We start from the raw sequence: 18,682 nt of genomic DNA, 5'->3' as shown, positions 1-18,682 counted from the left end.
GGCTTTTTGCTTATTTATGCCAGCGCAACTTTGCTCTAAGATGTTTCGCTGATTTATTAACTGATGATTGAAGATCCCATGGAAAATAATGAAATTCAGAGCGTGTTGATGAACGCTCTCTCCCTCCAGGAAGTCCACGTTTCCGGCGATGGCAGCCACTTTCAGGTTATTGCCGTGGGTGAGTTGTTTGACGGCATGAGTCGGGTAAAAAAACAGCAGACGGTCTATGGCCCGCTGATGGAATATATTGCGGATAACCGCATTCATGCTGTGTCGATCAAAGCGTATACCCCTGCGGAGTGGGCGCGCGATCGCAAACTGAACGGCTTTTGAGCTATGGGCGATTCGCCGGTAGCGGATATGAATTGTTAACTGAGAACAAACTAAATGGATAAATTTCGTGTTCAGGGGCCAACGAAGCTCCAGGGCGAAGTCACAATTTCCGGCGCTAAAAATGCTGCTCTGCCTATCCTTTTTGCCGCACTACTGGCGGAAGAACCGGTAGAGATCCAGAACGTCCCGAAACTAAAAGACGTCGATACATCAATGAAGCTGCTAAGCCAGCTGGGTGCGAAAGTAGAACGTAATGGTTCTGTGCACATTGATGCCCGCGACGTTAATGTATTCTGCGCACCTTACGATCTGGTTAAAACCATGCGTGCTTCTATCTGGGCGCTGGGGCCGCTGGTAGCGCGCTTTGGTCAGGGGCAAGTTTCACTGCCTGGCGGTTGTACGATTGGTGCACGTCCGGTTGATCTACACATTTCTGGTCTCGAACAATTAGGCGCGACCATCAAACTGGAAGAAGGTTACGTTAAAGCTTCCGTCGATGGTCGTTTGAAAGGCGCACATATCGTGATGGATAAAGTCAGCGTTGGCGCAACGGTGACCATCATGTGTGCTGCAACCCTGGCCGAAGGCACCACGATTATTGAAAACGCAGCGCGTGAACCGGAAATCGTCGATACCGCGAACTTCCTGATTACGCTGGGTGCGAAAATTAGCGGTCAGGGCACCGATCGTATCGTCATTGAAGGTGTGGAACGTTTAGGCGGCGGTGTCTATCGCGTGCTGCCGGATCGTATCGAAACCGGTACTTTCCTGGTGGCGGCGGCGATCTCTCGCGGCAAAATTATCTGCCGTAACGCGCAGCCAGATACTCTGGACGCCGTGCTGGCGAAACTGCGTGACGCTGGAGCGGACATCGAAGTCGGCGAAGACTGGATTAGCCTGGATATGCATGGCAAACGTCCGAAGGCTGTTAACGTACGTACCGCGCCGCATCCGGCATTCCCGACCGATATGCAGGCCCAGTTCACGCTGTTGAACCTGGTGGCAGAAGGGACCGGGTTCATCACCGAAACGGTCTTTGAAAACCGCTTTATGCATGTGCCAGAGCTGAGCCGTATGGGCGCGCATGCCGAAATCGAAAGCAATACCGTTATTTGTCACGGTGTTGAAAAACTTTCTGGCGCACAGGTTATGGCAACCGATCTACGTGCATCAGCAAGCCTGGTGCTGGCTGGCTGTATTGCGGAAGGGACGACGGTAGTTGATCGTATTTATCACATCGATCGTGGCTACGAACGCATTGAAGACAAACTGCGCGCTTTAGGTGCAAATATTGAGCGTGTGAAAGGCGAGTAATTGTCTGAGAGCTGGCAGCCCCGTTCGCGGGGCTACCGCCAGACCACTCATTTTTTCGGTTTAGTGTAGCTACGCATCAACTGCGTTCTGTCGATAAACTCATGGGTCTGCGGATCATGGTAGCGAGATGGCCAGATAATCCAGGGGTCAGTTCCCAGGGCTTTCGCAATAATCATCTCTCCTTTCGGCCAGGGGCGCGATAATGCGTTCGCCAGCGTTGAGGAACTCAAACCATTTCTGCGAGATTCCGCCGCCATTGACGTTCCCTTCTTGCGCAAACCCGCAATGATGTCAGCGGGATGCCAGTCAATGAAATTACTTTCCATCTTTCCTCACTCCTTAAGTTAGTCGCTTTCATTCAGAACACTTCTTCTGTCGAGCATCACTATACTCCTGATGGCCTATTGCTCTAAAAAGTTCCTGTAAAGAGTGTGAATATTCAGAATATATAAAGATGTACAGCCCTATTTTTCAGGTGTTATAGAGCTGAATAAGTGTTTTTTATGGAATTTACTGGAATCATCCCGCGCGCTGCGCGGGATGAGGGGAGGGGATTAACGATCGCGTTGAACAGCGATGTGCGCGAGGCCGATGAGTGCTTCTCGCCAAGGGGTGTCCGGGAGCACCTGTAACGCTGCGATGGCTTTGTCTGCTTCTTCCTCAGCACGCTGACGCGTCCATTCAAGAGATCCACAAGCGTTCATTGCTTCCAGAACCGGTTCCAGAAGATGGCGACCGTTACCCTGTTCGATGGCGGTACGAATCATCTGTGCCTGTTCTGGTGTGCCATGATGCATTGCATGCAGCAGCGGCAGCGTCGGTTTACCTTCGTTCAGATCGTCGCCGACGTTTTTACCTAACTGTTCGCCATCGGCATTGTAATCGAGTAAATCGTCGATCAACTGGAAAGCAGTGCCGAGATAGCGCCCATAATCCTGCAGGCCTTTCTCCTCCTCCGGCGTACAGCCAGCCAGAATCCCGGAACACTGCGCGGCAGCCTCAAACAGACGCGCGGTTTTGCTATAGATAACGCGCATGTAGTTTTCTTCAGTGATGTCCGGATCGTTAACATTCATCAGTTGCAGAACTTCACCTTCTGCGATGACGTTTACGGCTTCTGACATGACTTCCAGCACTTTGAGCGAGCCGAGGCTGGTCATCATCTGGAACGCGCGGGTATAAATAAAATCGCCTACCAGCACGCTGGCGGCATTGCCAAATGCGGCGTTGGCGGTAGCTTTACCCCTGCGCATATCTGATTCATCCACAACGTCGTCGTGCAGCAGAGTCGCCGTGTGGATAAACTCGATCAGGGCAGCAATGGTGACATGCGCATTTCCCTCATAGCCAACAGCTCGTGCAGCCAGTACAGCAATCATCGGACGAATACGTTTACCGCCGCCGCTGACGATGTAATAGCCTAACTGATTGATCAGTTGGACGTCGGAATTAAGCTGCTCAAGGATTGCCGCATTAACACCCGCCATATCTTGCGCGGTTAACTCATTGATTTTTTCTAAATTCATCGCAAAAGCCGGGCTTTTCGCCCCGATTACCTTACTGTGAACAAAGGCAACTTAGGGTTTATGGTTAGGAATATAGGGTGATTGTACTGAAAAAATGGCACAGATAAACGTTACCGTACAAGTTGTGTTTTTTTTCTTCGTGTATTGACTGTAGCACTTGTCAAAGGCGTGCGTTTTGCGTAATATTCGCGCCCTATTGTGAATATTTATAGCGCACTCTGAATCATTGAAAAGGTGTGCGCGGAAGCGGAGTTTTATATGTACGCGGTTTTCCAAAGTGGTGGTAAACAACACCGAGTAAGCGAAGGTCAGACCGTTCGCCTGGAAAAGCTGGACATCGCAACTGGCGAAACTGTTGAGTTCGCTGAAGTGCTGATGATCGCAAACGGTGAAGAAGTCAAAATCGGCGTTCCTTTCGTTGATGGCGGCGTAATCAAAGCTGAAGTTGTTGCTCACGGTCGTGGCGAGAAAGTTAAAATCGTTAAGTTTCGTCGTCGTAAACACTATCGTAAGCAGCAGGGCCATCGTCAGTGGTTCACTGATGTGAAAATTACTGGCATCAGCGCCTAAGACCTGAGGAGAGATTTCAAATGGCACATAAAAAGGCTGGCGGCTCCACACGTAACGGTCGCGATTCAGAAGCTAAACGCCTGGGCGTTAAGCGTTTCGGTGGCGAATCCGTTCTGGCGGGTAGCATCATCGTTCGTCAACGTGGTACCAAATTCCACGCTGGCGCTAACGTAGGTTGCGGTCGTGACCACACTCTGTTTGCTAAAGCAGACGGTAAAGTGAAATTCGAAGTTAAAGGCCCGAAAAACCGTAAATTTATCAGCATCGAAGCTGAATAAGTTTTTCGCGTCCCGGTAACGGATGAAAGCCCCGCAATACGTTGCGGGGCTTTTTACATTCGATAACCGGTAAAAATGCGCATGGTGCGACGTTAATCCGCAAATGCGCTTTGCAGGGAATACGGTATGAAGCAGCAGGCAGGCATTGGCATTCTTTTGGCGCTCACCACAGCAATTTGCTGGGGGGCGTTGCCAATCGCAATGAAGCAGGTGCTGGAGGTGATGGAACCTCCGACAATCGTGTTTTACCGTTTCTTGATGGCGAGTATTGGCCTTGGTGCCATTCTTGCGGTGAAGAAGAGGTTGCCGCCATTACGCGTGTTTCGTAAGCCACGCTGGTTGATTTTGTTGGCAGTGGCGACCGCCGGGCTGTTTGGGAACTTCATCCTGTTCAGCTCATCCTTGCAATACCTGAGTCCGACCGCTTCGCAGGTGATTGGGCAACTCTCGCCAGTTGGCATGATGGTTGCCAGCGTATTTATCCTGAAAGAGAAAATGCGCAGCACTCAGGTTGTAGGGGCATTGATGCTCCTGAGCGGCCTGGTGATGTTTTTTAACACCAGTCTGGTCGAGATATTTACAAAGCTCACCGATTACACCTGGGGAGTAATCTTTGGGGTCGGTGCGGCGACGGTGTGGGTGAGTTATGGCGTGGCGCAAAAGGTTTTATTGCGTCGGCTGGCCTCACCGCAGATCCTGTTTTTACTGTACACTTTATGTACAACTGCGCTCTTCCCTCTGGCAAAGCCTGGAGTGATAGCGCAGCTTAGCCACTGGCAGCTCGCATGTTTAATTTTTTGCGGACTGAATACCTTGGTAGGATATGGCGCCCTGGCGGAAGCGATGGCTCGCTGGCAGGCAGCGCAGGTGAGCGCGATCATCACGCTCACCCCACTGTTTACGCTGTTTTTTTCAGATCTTTTATCACTGGCCTGGCCCGATTTCTTCGCCAGACCGATGTTAAACCTTTTAGGTTATCTCGGTGCGTTTGTCGTGGTTGCGGGCGCGATGTATTCCGCCATTGGTCATCGTATTTGGGGCGGATTACGTAAGCATACAACGGTGGTATCGCAACCCCGCGCAGGCGAATGATTTACGGAGAATAAAATGAAGTTTGTTGATGAAGCATCGATTCTGGTCGTTGCAGGTGATGGCGGTAATGGTTGCGTGAGCTTCCGCCGCGAAAAGTATATTCCGAAAGGCGGCCCGGATGGCGGCGACGGCGGTGATGGTGGTGACGTATGGATGGAAGCCGACGAGAACCTGAACACGCTTATCGATTATCGTTTTGAAAAATCTTTCCGTGCAGAGCGCGGTCAGAATGGCGCAAGCCGCGACTGTACCGGTAAGCGCGGTAAAGACGTCACAATTAAAGTGCCGGTAGGTACGCGTGTAATCGACCAGGGTACTGGTGAAACCATGGGCGATATGACCAAACACGGTCAGCGTCTGCTGGTTGCTAAGGGCGGCTGGCACGGTCTGGGCAATACCCGTTTCAAATCGTCAGTTAACCGTACACCACGGCAGAAAACTAACGGTACGCCGGGCGATAAACGTGAGCTGCTGCTGGAGCTGATGCTGCTGGCTGACGTCGGTATGTTGGGGATGCCAAACGCGGGTAAATCGACCTTTATTCGTGCGGTATCGGCGGCTAAACCGAAAGTGGCGGATTATCCGTTTACCACTCTGGTGCCAAGTCTGGGTGTGGTACGAATGGACAACGAAAAGAGCTTCGTTGTTGCCGATATTCCAGGACTGATTGAAGGCGCTGCGGAAGGCGCAGGTCTGGGCATTCGCTTCCTGAAGCACCTGGAACGTTGCCGCGTCCTGTTGCACCTCATCGATATCGATCCGATTGACGGCACCGATCCGGTTGAAAACGCGCGTATTATTATCAGCGAGCTGGAAAAATACAGCCAGGATCTGGCGGCGAAACCGCGTTGGTTAGTCTTCAACAAGATCGATCTGCTGGATAAGGCAGAAGCCGAAGAGAAAGCGAAAGCGATCGCTGAGGCGCTGGGCTGGGAAGATAAATATTATCTGATCTCTGCGGCGAGTGGACTGGGCGTGAAAGATCTCTGCTGGGATGTGATGACCTTTATCATTGAAAACCCGGTCGTGCAGGCTGAAGAAGCGAAACAGCCAGAGAAAGTCGAATTCATGTGGGATGATTATCATCGCCAGCAGCTTGAAGAGATTGCTGAAGAGGATGATGAGGACTGGGATGACGACTGGGACGAAGACGACGAAGAAGGCGTTGAGTTCATTTACAAGCGTTAATCAGCAAAACCCCGGCCATGTGCCGGGGTTTCTTTTTGACTAATTGTTCTGATAAATATCTTTATACAAACGGCTTTCAAAACGCACTAACGGAATACGGCGATTACGCTGATCCGCCGGTTCTACTGCATAGCCAGAAAGATATTGCACAAACGCCATTCGTTGCCCGCTCGCCGTGGTAATGAATCCCGCCAGGTTATATACCCCCTGCAACGAGCCGGTTTTCGCTGAGACTTTGCCATCCACGCCCGCCTGATGCAGACCTGCACGGTACTGCAAAGAGCCGTCATAGCCCGCCAGCGGCAGCATAGAGATAAAGTTAAGTTCATTGTCGTGTTGGGCAATGTATTGCAGCACCTGCATCATGGTGGCGGGGGCAATCAGGTTATGCCGCGAAAGCCCTGAACCATCGGCAATAATGGTGTTACCAATATCGACACCGGCTTGCTGGCGCAGGATCTGACGCACGGCGTCCGACCCGGCCCGCCATGTTCCAGGCACATTGAAGCGCGCATGGCCGATCATGCGGAAAACCGTATCGGCAATCATGTTGTCCGACTTTTTCAGCATAATCTTAAGCAGATCGTGCAGCGGGGCCGACTGTTTACTGGCAACTACCGTTCCAGGTTCGTTAACCTGAGTCTGGCGTAGCAGTGTTCCGCTCCAGGTGATACCTGCCTGTTTTAACTCATCTTTCAGAATTGCCCCAGCATAGCTGGCACCATCCTGCACGGCAAAAGCCAACGGGAGCGGCTCAGAACGTTGTGGCAGGCATCCGGTCAGCGTAAAGCGGTTCAGGTCGCCTGGCACCACATCCAGCTCGCAGTATTGCGCTTCGGCAGAACCACGGGGGAGGGTGCGTACCTGGCTGAACATCGTAACGGGGTAATAAGATGCCACGCGTATAAAAGCCATATCACCAGGTTTTGGGGCACTATAGAGCGAGACGGAGAAACAGTTGCGGTCAACTATGGCGGCGGCAGGCGGAGCGCTAAAGCATTGTGTCATGTCATTCCATGGCCAGCCGGGGGCTTTATCGTGGCTGGCGAAAATGGAGGTATCTATCAACACATTGCCATCGATTTGGTTGACGCCAGATTTTTTCAAAGTCGCGACCATATTGCGAATATCCTGACGTTTTAACGTCGGATCGGCACCAAATCGCGCTACTAAGTCACCCTTAAGTACACCGTTTTCCACATTACCTTTGGTTTCAAGCGTCGTGGTAAAACGAAAATCGGGGCCGAGTTGAATCAACGCCGCCAGCGCAGTAATCACTTTCTGCGTACTGGCGGGCAGCGCCATCTGCTGACTGTGGTAATCAATAGCGGGGGCCGACGCGCCGACTTTTTGCACCATCAGGGCAAGGTTGGCACCCGCGGGGAGTTGAGTAATGTACTCATCAACATTTGCGGCCTGAACACTGAACGCTATACAGCTGGTCAATCCGATGATAAATCTGGAAAATCGCATAATCTCGCGCTAACAACCTGGAATCGAGCCGTCATACTACGGCGCAACGCCCTATAAAGTAAACGATGACCCTTCGGGAACTTCAGGGTAAAATGACTATCAAAATGTGAATTGTAGCTGACCTGGGACCTGTACCCGGGTCGGTATTTTTTTTGCTTCTGGTCCCGGTGAGGAGTTATGCCGGGCAGGCCGAACAGCCGGGGTGGGTGAAGACTTGCCCCATCAGGAATATTCAAGAGGTATAACAAATGCAAGCTATTCCGATGACCTTACGCGGCGCTGAAAAATTACGCGAAGAGCTGGATTTTCTGAAATCTGTGCGCCGTCCTGAAATCATTGCTGCTATCGCGGAAGCGCGTGAGCATGGCGACCTGAAAGAAAACGCCGAATACCACGCAGCTCGTGAACAGCAGGGCTTTTGCGAAGGCCGTATCAAAGACATCGAAGCCAAGCTGTCGAACGCGCAGGTGATTGATGTCACCAAAATGCCCAACAATGGGCGCGTTATTTTTGGTGCTACCGTAACGGTGCTGAATCTCGATTCTGACGAAGAACAGACTTATCGCATCGTTGGCGATGACGAAGCTGACTTTAAACAAAACCTGATTTCTGTAAACTCGCCTATTGCTCGTGGCCTGATCGGCAAAGAAGAAGATGATGTTGTGGTCATCAAAACGCCGGGCGGCGAAGTAGAATTTGAAGTAATTAAGGTGGAATACCTGTAAGAATTACCCAATACTCAAGATGTTGATGTATTGTAAAGAAAGGAAAAAGGCCGCTATGCGGCCTTTTATCAACGAACAGAGCGTGGCATTTTGCTCTCCTGCCTGCGGAAAACCCCTCGTTTTACACAGCAAATGTGTGTAACTTTAGGATAATCTTAGCGTGGCAGCGAGATTTTACGTTCTTTAGTTGGGCGATAAAGCACCAGCGTTTTACCGATGACCTGTACATTACAGGCGCCGGTTTCGCGCACGATAGCTTCCACGATCAAGGTTTTAGTTTCGCGATCTTCGGTGGCGATTTTCACCTTGATGAGTTCATGGTGCTCTAACGCTTGTTCAATCTCGGCCAGCACCCCTTCGGTCAAACCATTACTGCCAAGCAGAACAACTGGCTTGAGCGGATGTGCCAGACCTTTCAGGTGCTGTTTTTGTTTAGTACTCAGATTCATCGTATTTTTTGCTTACGTTGGGATTGAAAACGGGTCATTCTACCGCCATCTCCCATATATCACCAAATAGGCGCGTAAAAATTTACGCAATTGGTTACGATGAGTTATCCCAATGGGAAAGTTAAATGACAGGTAAGAAGCGTTCTGCCAGCTCCAGCCGCTGGCTTCAGGAACACTTTAGCGATAAATATGTTCAACAGGCACAGAAAAAGGGGTTACGTTCCCGTGCCTGGTTTAAACTTGATGAAATACAGCAAAGTGACAAACTCTTTAAACCGGGAATGACGGTTGTCGACCTTGGTGCTGCTCCGGGTGGTTGGTCACAATATGTGGTCACCCAAATTGGCGGCAAAGGCCGCATCATCGCTTGCGATCTTTTACCTATGGATCCTATCGTTGGTGTGGACTTTCTTCAGGGCGATTTTCGTGATGAACTGGTGATGAAAGCACTGCTGGAGCGCGTTGGCGACAGCAAAGTCCAGGTTGTCATGTCCGATATGGCACCAAACATGAGCGGAACACCGGCGGTGGATATCCCCCGTGCCATGTATCTGGTGGAACTGGCGCTAGAAATGTGTCGTGATGTATTAGCTCCAGGTGGCAGTTTTGTTGTGAAGGTGTTCCAGGGCGAAGGTTTCGATGAGTATCTAAGGGAAATTCGCTCCCTGTTTACGAAGGTCAAAGTTCGTAAGCCGGACTCTTCTCGTGCACGTTCGCGGGAAGTGTATATTGTAGCGACCGGGCGTAAACCCTAACCGGGAGATTTCAGACGAAAGTTTGAAAGATGCTGGATATAGAGTATCCTGACGCTGTTTTTAACACAGTTGTAATAAGAGGTTAATCCCTTGAGTGACATGGCGAAAAACCTAATACTCTGGCTGGTCATTGCCGTTGTGCTGATGTCAGTATTCCAGAGCTTTGGGCCCAGCGAGTCTAATGGCCGTAAGGTGGATTACTCTACCTTCCTACAAGAGGTCAATAACGACCAGGTTCGTGAAGCGCGTATCAACGGACGTGAAATCAACGTTACCAAGAAAGATAGTAACCGTTATACCACTTACATTCCGGTTCAGGATCCGAAATTACTGGATAACCTGTTGACCAAGAACGTCAAGGTTGTCGGTGAACCGCCTGAAGAACCAAGTCTGCTGGCTTCTATCTTCATCTCCTGGTTCCCGATGCTGTTGCTGATTGGTGTCTGGATCTTCTTCATGCGTCAAATGCAGGGCGGCGGTGGCAAAGGTGCCATGTCGTTTGGTAAGAGCAAAGCGCGCATGCTGACGGAAGATCAGATCAAAACGACCTTTGCTGACGTTGCGGGCTGCGACGAAGCAAAAGAAGAAGTTGCTGAACTGGTTGAGTATCTGCGCGAGCCGAGCCGCTTCCAGAAACTCGGCGGTAAGATCCCGAAAGGCGTCCTGATGGTCGGTCCTCCGGGTACCGGTAAAACGCTGCTGGCGAAAGCGATTGCAGGCGAAGCAAAAGTTCCGTTCTTTACTATCTCCGGTTCTGACTTCGTAGAAATGTTCGTCGGTGTGGGTGCATCCCGTGTTCGTGATATGTTCGAACAGGCGAAGAAAGCAGCACCGTGCATCATCTTTATCGATGAAATCGACGCCGTAGGCCGCCAGCGTGGCGCAGGTCTGGGCGGTGGTCACGATGAACGTGAACAGACTTTGAACCAGATGCTGGTTGAGATGGATGGTTTTGAAGGTAACGAAGGTATCATCGTTATCGCTGCGACTAACCGTCCAGACGTTCTCGACCCAGCCCTGCTGCGTCCTGGCCGTTTCGACCGTCAGGTTGTGGTTGGCTTGCCAGATGTTCGCGGTCGTGAGCAGATCCTGAAAGTTCACATGCGTCGCGTACCATTGGCACCCGATATCGACGCGGCAATCATTGCCCGTGGTACTCCTGGTTTCTCCGGTGCTGACCTGGCGAACCTGGTGAACGAAGCGGCACTGTTCGCTGCTCGTGGCAACAAACGCGTTGTGTCGATGGTTGAGTTCGAGAAAGCGAAAGACAAAATCATGATGGGTGCGGAACGTCGCTCCATGGTGATGACGGAAGCACAGAAAGAATCGACGGCTTACCACGAAGCGGGTCATGCGATTATCGGTCGCCTGGTGCCGGAGCACGATCCGGTGCACAAAGTGACGATTATCCCACGCGGTCGTGCGCTGGGTGTGACTTTCTTCTTGCCTGAGGGCGACGCAATCAGCGCCAGCCGTCAGAAACTGGAAAGCCAGATTTCTACGCTGTACGGTGGTCGTCTGGCAGAAGAGATCATCTACGGGCCGGAACATGTTTCTACCGGTGCGTCCAACGATATTAAAGTTGCGACCAACCTGGCACGTAACATGGTGACTCAGTGGGGCTTCTCTGAGAAATTGGGTCCACTGCTGTACGCGGAAGAAGAAGGTGAAGTGTTCCTCGGCCGTAGCGTAGCGAAAGCGAAACATATGTCCGATGAAACTGCACGTATCATCGACCAGGAAGTGAAAGCACTGATTGAGCGTAACTATAATCGTGCGCGTCAGCTTCTGACCGACAATATGGATATTCTGCATGCGATGAAAGATGCTCTCATGAAATATGAGACTATCGACGCACCGCAGATTGATGACCTGATGGCACGTCGCGATGTACGTCCGCCAGCGGGCTGGGAAGAACCAGGCGCTTCTAACAATTCTGGCGACAATGGTAGTCCAAAGGCTCCACGTCCGGTTGATGAACCGCGTACGCCGAACCCGGGTAACACCATGTCAGAGCAGTTAGGCGACAAGTAAGTTCCCGCATCAGATGACTGTATTTGTACCGAAAACCCCGGGGCGTGCTCCGGGGTTTTTTCTTATCAATTCATACCAGGGATAACACCATGAAACTCTTTGCCCAGGGCACTTCACTGGACCTTAGCCATCCTCACGTAATGGGGATCCTCAACGTCACGCCTGATTCCTTTTCGGATGGCGGCACGCATAACTCGCTGATAGATGCCGTGAAACATGCGAATCTGATGATCAACGCTGGCGCGACGATCATTGACGTTGGTGGCGAGTCCACGCGCCCAGGAGCGGCGGAAGTTAGCGTTGAAGAAGAGTTGCAACGTGTTATTCCTGTGGTTGAGGCAATTGCTCAACGCTTCGAAGTCTGGATCTCGGTAGATACATCCAAACCAGAAGTCATCCGTGAGTCAGCGAAAGTTGGCGCTCACATTATTAACGATATCCGCTCCCTTTCCGAACCTGGCGCTCTGGAGGCGGCTGCAGAAACCGGTTTACCGGTTTGTCTGATGCATATGCAGGGAAATCCAAAAACCATGCAGGAAGCGCCGAAGTATGACGATGTCTTTGCAGAAGTGAATCGCTACTTTATTGAGCAAATAGCACGTTGCGAGCAGGCGGGTATCGCAAAAGAGAAATTGTTGCTCGACCCCGGATTCGGTTTCGGTAAAAATCTCTCCCATAACTATTCATTACTGGCGCGCCTGGCTGAATTTCACCATTTCAACCTGCCGCTGTTGGTGGGTATGTCACGAAAATCGATGATTGGACAGCTGCTGAACGTGGGGCCGTCCGAGCGTTTGAGCGGTAGTCTGGCCTGTGCGGTCATTGCCGCAATGCAAGGCGCGCACATCATTCGTGTTCATGACGTCAAAGAAACCGTAGAAGCGATGCGGGTGGTGGAAGCCACTCTGTCTGCAAAGGAAAACAAACGCTATGAGTAATCGTAAATATTTCGGTACCGATGGGATTCGTGGTCGTGTAGGGGATGCGCCGATCACCCCTGATTTTGTGCTTAAGCTGGGTTGGGCCGCGGGTAAAGTGCTGGCGCGCCACGGCTCCCGTAAGATCATCATTGGTAAAGACACGCGTATTTCTGGCTATATGCTGGAGTCAGCACTGGAAGCGGGTCTGGCGGCTGCGGGCCTTTCCGCACTCTTCACTGGTCCGATGCCAACACCGGCCGTGGCTTATCTGACGCGTACCTTCCGCGCAGAGGCCGGAATTGTGATATCTGCATCGCATAACCCGTTCTACGATAATGGCATTAAATTTTTCTCTATCGACGGCACCAAACTACCGGATGCAGTAGAAGAGGCCATCGAAGCGGAAATGGAAAAAGAGATCAGCTGTGTTGATTCGGCAGAACTGGGTAAAGCCAGCCGTATCGTTGATGCCGCGGGTCGTTATATCGAGTTTTGCAAAGCCACGTTCCCGAACGAACTTAGCCTCAGTGAACTGAAGATTGTGGTGGATTGTGCAAACGGTGCGACTTACCACATCGCGCCGAACGTGCTGCGTGAACTGGGGGCGAACGTTATCGCTATCGGTTGTGAGCCGAACGGTGTAAATATCAATGCCGAAGTGGGGGCTACCGACGTTCGCGCGCTCCAGGCTCGTGTGCTGGCTGAAAAAGCGGATCTCGGTATTGCCTTCGACGGCGATGGCGATCGCGTGATTATGGTTGACCATGAAGGCAATAAAGTCGATGGCGATCAGATCATGTATATCATCGCGCGTGAGGGGCTTCGTCAGGGCCAGCTGCGTGGAGGTGCTGTGGGTACATTGATGAGCAACATGGGGCTTGAACTGGCGCTGAAACAGTTAGGTATTCCATTTGCGCGCGCGAAAGTGGGTGACCGCTACGTACTGGAAAAAATGCAGGAGAAAGGCTGGCGTATCGGTGCAGAGAACTCCGGTCATGTGATCCTGCTGGATAAAACCACTACCGGTGACGGCATCGTTGCTGGCTTGCAGGTGCTGGCGGCGATGGCACGTAACCATATGAGCCTGCACGACCTTTGCAGCGGCATGAAAATGTTCCCGCAGATTCTGGTTAACGTGCGTTACACCGCAGGTAGCGGCGATCCGCTGGAGCATGAATCAGTCAAAGCTGTGACCGCAGAAGTTGAAGCGGCGCTGGGTAGCCGTGGACGTGTGCTGTTGCGTAAATCCGGCACCGAACCGTTAATTCGCGTGATGGTAGAAGGTGAAGATGAAGCGCAGGTTACTGAATTTGCACACCGTATCGCCGATGCAGTAAAAGCCGTTTAAAGCGTTAGATAACTGGCTAAAAAGGCGGCGATTGTCGCCTTTTTTCTCGGCGAATACATCGGTTTTGCTGTTTTTTTCCGCAGTTGATACAATGCGATAAAATTGCCCTTGCGAAGGTCATTCGCTTTGGTTAGTATTCACACCCGCTTCAGTGGGAAAGATTAAAAACTCCCGCTTTATTGGTTGAAGCATTGGTACGCGGCAACTCCGCAAGGAACAGGTTGATTATGTACGAAGCTCTTTTAGTAGTTTTCCTTATTGTGGCAATTGGCCTTGTTGGTCTGATCATGCTGCAGCAAGGTAAAGGCGCTGATATGGGAGCCTCCTTCGGAGCAGGCGCTTCCGCTACGCTGTTTGGTTCAAGTGGTTCTGGTAACTTCATGACCCGCATGACGGCGCTGCTGGCAACGTTATTCTTCATCATCAGTCTGGTGCTGGGTAACATCAATAGCAATAAAACCAATAAAGGTAGCGAATGGGAAAACCTGAGTGCGCCGGCGAAAACCGAACAAACTCAGTCAGCTGCTCCGGCTAAGCCGACCAGCGATATCCCGAACTAAAAAGTAGTATCCGTGCCGAGGTGGTGGAATTGGTAGACACGCTACCTTGAGGTGGTAGTGCCCAATAGGGCTTACGGGTTCAAGTCCCGTCCTCGGTACCAAATTCCAGAAAAGAGACGCTGAAAAGCGTCTTTTTTCGTTTTGGTCCTGGTCTGAGGAATGGTTGTCAGGTATCTGTATCTCGTCCAGTTGCTTTACTCGTAGCTGGTACTTTGAAACGATGGTGCCGGTACGCCTTAGTTATAAACTTTTCCCTTCTGCTGACATAATTGGCACTTTATTGTGTCAACTCCAGTTCCGGTACGAATACGGATATGTTTACTTCTCGATAAACCATCCTGCTCCTGTCAGTATAACTACTGATGGCTACGTTCTGCGTAATGTTTAGAGACGCATTGATAATGTTATTTAATTACTGAGAACAATGGCCGCATCATTTAAAAAGAAAAAACTAACAGTGTTTCGGTCTGATATGGATCAGAGTTGAAAAACATGTCTGATATAAAATTGAACATTGTTGATAATTGTTTATATTGGTTGTGAACTTGGATTTCTGGATGACAGTATTCAACAAATTTGTTAGAAGTTTTAAATCTCATTGGTTGTTGTATCTTTGTGTTATTGTTTTTGGTATTACGAACTTAGTCGCCTCTTCCGGAGCGCATATGGTTCAGCGATTGCTGTTTTTCGTTCTGACCATCCTGGTTGTTAAACGTATATCATCCCTTCCGCTTCGCCTGCTTGTTGCCGCACCATTTGTGTTACTGACAGCGGCAGATATGAGTATTAGCCTCTATTCATGGTGTACCTTTGGTACAACTTTCAATGATGGATTTGCGATTAGTGTGCTGCAGAGTGATCCGGATGAAGTTGTCAAAATGCTGGGAATGTATATCCCTTATCTATGTGCTTTTGCCTTTTTATCCCTTCTTTTTTTTGCAGTAATAATAAAATATGATGTTTCCTTGCCGACAAAAAAAGTGACAGGAATATTATTGCTGATTGTCATTTCGGGAAGTTTATTTTCCGCTTGTCAATTTGCTTATAAAGATGCAAAAAATAAAGAGGCGTTCAGTCCATATATACTAGCGTCGCGATTTGCTACCTATACGCCGTTTTTCAATCTCAATTATTTTGCTTTAGCAGCGAAAGAGCATCAAAGATTACTCTCAATTGCAAACACGGTGCCGTATTTTCAACTATCAGTCAGGGATACAGGTATTGATACCTACGTGTTGATTGTGGGGGAGTCTGTACGTGTCGACAATATGTCTTTGTATGGATATACACGCTCTACGACACCGCAAGTCGAAGCACAAAGAAAACAGATCAAACTGTTTAATCAAGCAATAAGCGGTGCACCTTACACTGCGCTGTCGGTTCCCCTTTCTTTAACTGCTGATTCCGTTTTGAGTCATGACATTCATAATTACCCCGACAACATTATTAATATGGCTAATCAAGCAGGATTTCAGACTTTCTGGCTAAGCTCGCAATCCGCTTTTCGGCAGAATGGTACAGCAGTTACCAGTATCGCCATGCGCGCCATGGAAACAGTCTATGTCAGAGGATTTGATGAATTGTTGTTGCCGCATTTATCGCAAGCGTTACAGCAAAAGACGCAGCAAAAGAAACTGATTGTTCTTCATTTAAATGGAAGCCATGAACCGGCTTGTAGCGCCTATCCGCAATCCAGCGCCGTGTTTCAACCGCAGGACGATCAGGATGCCTGCTATGACAACTCCATTCATTACACAGATAGTTTGCTAGGTCAGGTTTTTGAATTATTAAAAGATCGCCGCGCCTCGGTCATGTATTTTGCCGACCACGGCCTGGAACGCGACCCTACGAAGAAGAACGTCTATTTTCATGGAGGCAGGGAGGCCAGCCAGCAGGCATATCATGTCCCGATGTTTATCTGGTATAGCCCCGTTCTTGGGGATGGCGTGGATCGCACAACGGAAAACGATATCTTTTCCACTGCGTACAATAATTACCTTATTAATGCGTGGATGGGGGTAACAAAGCCGGAACAGCCGCAAACGCTGGAGGAAGTGATTGCACACTATAAAGGAGACTCACGGGTTGTAGATGCAAACCATGATGTTTTCGATTTTGTGATGCTAAGAAAGGAGTTTACTGAGGATAAGCAAGGTAACCCCACCCCTGAAGGGCAGGGTTGATGTCGAATTACTGGCCTTTATTTTCCAGATTCTCCACCTGCGGCACGCCCGAAGCGGCAGAGGAGGAGAGGAGGCCAGTTTTGGCATAACCGAAAAGTTTCTCGCGGGTATCGGTGATATCCAGGTTGCGCATGGTCAGTTGACCGATACGATCATCTGGCGAGAACACCGAGTCGCCTTTTTCCATTGTCAGACGCTCTGGCTTGTAGGTCAGGTTCTCTGAGACGGTATTCAGGATTGAATAATCGTTCCCACGGCGCAGCTCCAGGGTAACTTCACCAGTGATCTGGCTGGCAACCCAGCGTTGCAGAGAGTCACGCAGCATCAGCGCCTGGGAGTCAAACCAACGCCCCTGGTACAGCAGACGGCCCAACTGACGACCATGCGCGTGATACTGCTCAATGGTGTCTTCGTTGTGAATACCGGTCAACAGGCGTTCATACGCAATGTGCAGCAGCGCCATCCCCGGAGCCTCGTAAATACCACGGCTTTTCGCTTCGATGATACGGTTTTCAATCTGGTCGCTCATGCCCAGGCCGTGACGACCGCCGATGCGGTTAGCTTCCAGCATCATTTCTATGTCGTCGCTAAAGGTTTTACCGTTCAGCGCCACCGGATGACCTTGCTCAAAGCGTACTGTGACTTCTTCTGCCGGGATTTTCACGCTCTCATCCCAAAACTTCACGCCCATAATGGGGTTGACGATTTTGACGCTGGAGTTGAGGTATTCCAGATCCTTCGCTTCATGCGTTGCACCAAGCATGTTGGAGTCTGTGGAGTAGGCTTTTTCGACAGACATTTTGTAGTCGAAACCGCAGGCAATCATAAATTCAGACATCTCATGACGGCCGCCCAGTTCATCAATAAAGTCAGTATCAAGCCACGGTTTGTAAATCTGCAGTTCAGCATTGGTCAGCAGACCGTAACGGTAGAAACGTTCGATATCGTTTCCTTTATAGGTGCTGCCGTCACCCCAGATATTCACGCCATCTTCTTTCATAGCAGCAACCAGCATGGTGCCGGTCACGGCGCGGCCCAGCGGCGTCGTGTTGAAATAGGTCAGTCCACCAGTGGTGTTATGAAATGCGCCACACTGAATAGCGGCAATACCTTCGGCCACCAGTTGTTTGCGGCAGTCGATCAGACGTGCGTTCTCCGCGCCGTATTCCATGGCACGACGAGGGATCGCATCATAATCCTCTTCGTCTGGCTGGCCCAGGTTTGCAGTATATGCATAAGGAACCGCTCCCTTTTGTCGCATCCACAGCAGTGCGGCACTGGTGTCCAGACCGCCGGAAAAAGCGATACCAATACGTTGACCTACCGGGAGATGCTTGAGAATCGTCGTCATAAAATAACACCCTGCTTAATTAACTGATGATGAGCCTGGATTTCCGCTCTCACTGAATTTTTATGCAAAATAAATGAGTTTTCATTTAATCATCTTTTATCCGAGACAGGAAGAGTTTAGTGTGTTTTTTGTAAAATAATGCGCTTAAGGGAGAGCAGGAGAAGGCAAAAGTATTCAACAAATGAAAGTGAACTGGATATTCATTCACGTGATTAGCAATAAACGTTGACAAAATGTGGCGTGGATCACTATAATGCCTGCAGATTTTACGTCCCGTCTCGGTACACCAAATCCCAGCAGTATTTGCATTTTTTACCCAAAACGAGTAGAATTTGCCAAGTTTCAGGCGCGGGGTGGAGCAGCCTGGTAGCTCGTCGGGCTCATAACCCGAAGGTCGTCGGTTCAAATCCGGCCCCCGCAACCACTTTCCCTTAGAGTCCTTTTTCAAATATACTGTGAAGACTTCGGCCTTCGTAGTGGGATTTGAAAAAATCCTTCTGGAAAGTGCTCCAGACCGCAGTTGCGGTTATAGGGTTCAGTTATATAAAGCCCCGATTTATCGGGGTTTTTTGTTATCTGACTA

General features: G+C 50.2%; 18 protein-coding genes and 2 tRNA genes. 15 read left to right on the top strand and 5 right to left on the bottom strand.

Features of this window, described 5'->3' with window-relative positions; genetic code table 11:
• Positions 1 to 78 precede the first annotated feature (78 nt).
• Positions 79 to 333: a BolA family iron metabolism protein IbaG gene (ibaG, locus tag ACJHX7_RS06695; RefSeq protein WP_000429656.1), complete on the top strand. Its 255-nt coding sequence runs from the start codon at positions 79 to 81 to the stop codon at positions 331 to 333.
• Between the two features lie 54 nt (positions 334 to 387).
• Positions 388 to 1,647: a UDP-N-acetylglucosamine 1-carboxyvinyltransferase gene (murA, locus tag ACJHX7_RS06690; protein WP_000357259.1), complete on the top strand. Its 1,260-nt coding sequence runs from the start codon at positions 388 to 390 to the stop codon at positions 1,645 to 1,647.
• Between the two features lie 47 nt (positions 1,648 to 1,694).
• On the opposite strand, the gene sfsB is transcribed toward murA, so the two are convergent.
• Together sfsB and ispB are read right to left on the bottom strand one after the other, a co-directional pair.
• A complete protein-coding gene (gene sfsB, locus ACJHX7_RS06685) occupies positions 1,695 to 1,973 on the bottom strand; it encodes a DNA-binding transcriptional regulator SfsB (protein WP_000445407.1) in 279 nt (92 codons plus the stop codon).
• A 228-nt stretch (positions 1,974 to 2,201) separates the two neighbouring features.
• Positions 2,202 to 3,173 (bottom strand): octaprenyl diphosphate synthase, encoded by a 972-nt coding sequence (gene ispB / locus ACJHX7_RS06680; RefSeq protein WP_001047336.1) that lies wholly within the window; start codon positions 3,171 to 3,173, stop codon positions 2,202 to 2,204.
• Between the two features lie 258 nt (positions 3,174 to 3,431).
• Here ispB and rplU point away from each other — a divergent pair, with 258 nt between their 5' ends.
• The 4 genes from rplU to cgtA all read left to right on the top strand — a co-directional run bounded on the left by rplU (position 3,432) and on the right by cgtA (position 6,301).
• Complete coding sequence (gene rplU, locus ACJHX7_RS06675) at positions 3,432 to 3,743, top strand: 50S ribosomal protein L21 (RefSeq protein ID WP_000271401.1); 312 nt, start codon at positions 3,432 to 3,434, stop codon at positions 3,741 to 3,743.
• 20 nt (positions 3,744 to 3,763) lie between these two features.
• Positions 3,764 to 4,021 carry a 50S ribosomal protein L27 gene (gene rpmA, locus ACJHX7_RS06670; RefSeq protein WP_000940595.1) on the top strand — a complete coding sequence of 86 codons (258 nt, stop codon included), beginning with the start codon at positions 3,764 to 3,766 and terminating at the stop codon, positions 4,019 to 4,021.
• Between the two features lie 126 nt (positions 4,022 to 4,147).
• Positions 4,148 to 5,113, top strand: a complete 966-nt coding sequence (locus tag ACJHX7_RS06665) for a DMT family transporter (RefSeq protein ID WP_052912202.1) — start codon at positions 4,148 to 4,150, stop codon at positions 5,111 to 5,113.
• 15 nt (positions 5,114 to 5,128) lie between these two features.
• Positions 5,129 to 6,301 (top strand): Obg family GTPase CgtA, encoded by a 1,173-nt coding sequence (cgtA, locus tag ACJHX7_RS06660; RefSeq protein WP_000673561.1) that lies wholly within the window; start codon positions 5,129 to 5,131, stop codon positions 6,299 to 6,301.
• Between the two features lie 39 nt (positions 6,302 to 6,340).
• Here the strand turns inward: cgtA and dacB are convergent, their stop codons facing one another.
• Entirely contained in the window at positions 6,341 to 7,774 is a 1,434-nt protein-coding gene (gene dacB / locus ACJHX7_RS06655) for a serine-type D-Ala-D-Ala carboxypeptidase (RefSeq protein WP_001212619.1), read from the bottom strand.
• Positions 7,775 to 8,022: 248 nt separating this feature from the next.
• Between dacB and greA the strand changes: the two genes are divergently transcribed.
• Positions 8,023 to 8,499, top strand: coding sequence for a transcription elongation factor GreA (gene greA / locus ACJHX7_RS06650; protein ID WP_001148001.1), 477 nt, complete (start codon positions 8,023 to 8,025; stop codon positions 8,497 to 8,499).
• A 155-nt stretch (positions 8,500 to 8,654) separates the two neighbouring features.
• Here greA and yhbY read toward each other — a convergent pair whose 3' ends face one another.
• Positions 8,655 to 8,948, bottom strand: coding sequence for a ribosome assembly RNA-binding protein YhbY (gene yhbY / locus ACJHX7_RS06645; RefSeq protein WP_001054420.1), 294 nt, complete (start codon positions 8,946 to 8,948; stop codon positions 8,655 to 8,657).
• A 125-nt stretch (positions 8,949 to 9,073) separates the two neighbouring features.
• On the opposite strand from yhbY, the gene rlmE reads away from it, so the two are divergent.
• The 7 genes from rlmE to ACJHX7_RS06610 all read left to right on the top strand — a co-directional run bounded on the left by rlmE (position 9,074) and on the right by ACJHX7_RS06610 (position 16,748).
• Positions 9,074 to 9,703, top strand: a complete 630-nt coding sequence (gene rlmE, locus ACJHX7_RS06640) for a 23S rRNA (uridine(2552)-2'-O)-methyltransferase RlmE (RefSeq protein ID WP_000145975.1) — start codon at positions 9,074 to 9,076, stop codon at positions 9,701 to 9,703.
• 99 nt (positions 9,704 to 9,802) lie between these two features.
• On the top strand, positions 9,803 to 11,737 hold the full coding sequence (gene ftsH, locus ACJHX7_RS06635) for an ATP-dependent zinc metalloprotease FtsH (RefSeq protein WP_001107467.1): 1,935 nt from the start codon (positions 9,803 to 9,805) through the stop codon (positions 11,735 to 11,737).
• A gap of 89 nt (positions 11,738 to 11,826) precedes the next feature.
• Positions 11,827 to 12,675 carry a dihydropteroate synthase gene (folP, locus tag ACJHX7_RS06630; protein WP_000764731.1) on the top strand — a complete coding sequence of 283 codons (849 nt, stop codon included), beginning with the start codon at positions 11,827 to 11,829 and terminating at the stop codon, positions 12,673 to 12,675.
• Entirely contained in the window at positions 12,668 to 14,005 is a 1,338-nt protein-coding gene (gene glmM, locus ACJHX7_RS06625; protein ID WP_000071137.1) for a phosphoglucosamine mutase, read from the top strand. Before folP ends, glmM begins: the two co-directional genes overlap by 8 nt.
• 227 nt (positions 14,006 to 14,232) lie before the next feature.
• Positions 14,233 to 14,565, top strand: coding sequence for a preprotein translocase subunit SecG (gene secG / locus ACJHX7_RS06620; protein ID WP_012311652.1), 333 nt, complete (start codon positions 14,233 to 14,235; stop codon positions 14,563 to 14,565).
• 14 nt (positions 14,566 to 14,579) lie between these two features.
• A tRNA-Leu gene (locus ACJHX7_RS06615) sits at positions 14,580 to 14,666 on the top strand.
• A gap of 456 nt (positions 14,667 to 15,122) precedes the next feature.
• Entirely contained in the window at positions 15,123 to 16,748 is a 1,626-nt protein-coding gene (locus tag ACJHX7_RS06610; RefSeq protein ID WP_077770329.1) for a phosphoethanolamine transferase, read from the top strand.
• 7 nt (positions 16,749 to 16,755) lie between these two features.
• Here the strand turns inward: ACJHX7_RS06610 and argG are convergent, their stop codons facing one another.
• Positions 16,756 to 18,099, bottom strand: coding sequence for an argininosuccinate synthase (gene argG, locus ACJHX7_RS06605; protein WP_000207669.1), 1,344 nt, complete (start codon positions 18,097 to 18,099; stop codon positions 16,756 to 16,758).
• A 347-nt stretch (positions 18,100 to 18,446) separates the two neighbouring features.
• On the opposite strand from argG, the gene ACJHX7_RS06600 reads away from it, so the two are divergent.
• Positions 18,447 to 18,523, top strand: a tRNA-Met gene (locus ACJHX7_RS06600).
• Positions 18,524 to 18,682: the final 159 nt, after the last annotated feature.

It is taken from the genome of Escherichia sp. WS1451, from assembly GCF_046487365.1.
Taxonomy (GTDB): Bacteria; Pseudomonadota; Gammaproteobacteria; order Enterobacterales; family Enterobacteriaceae; genus Escherichia; species Escherichia coli.
This window is presented reverse-complemented; position numbering and strand designations above follow the sequence as displayed.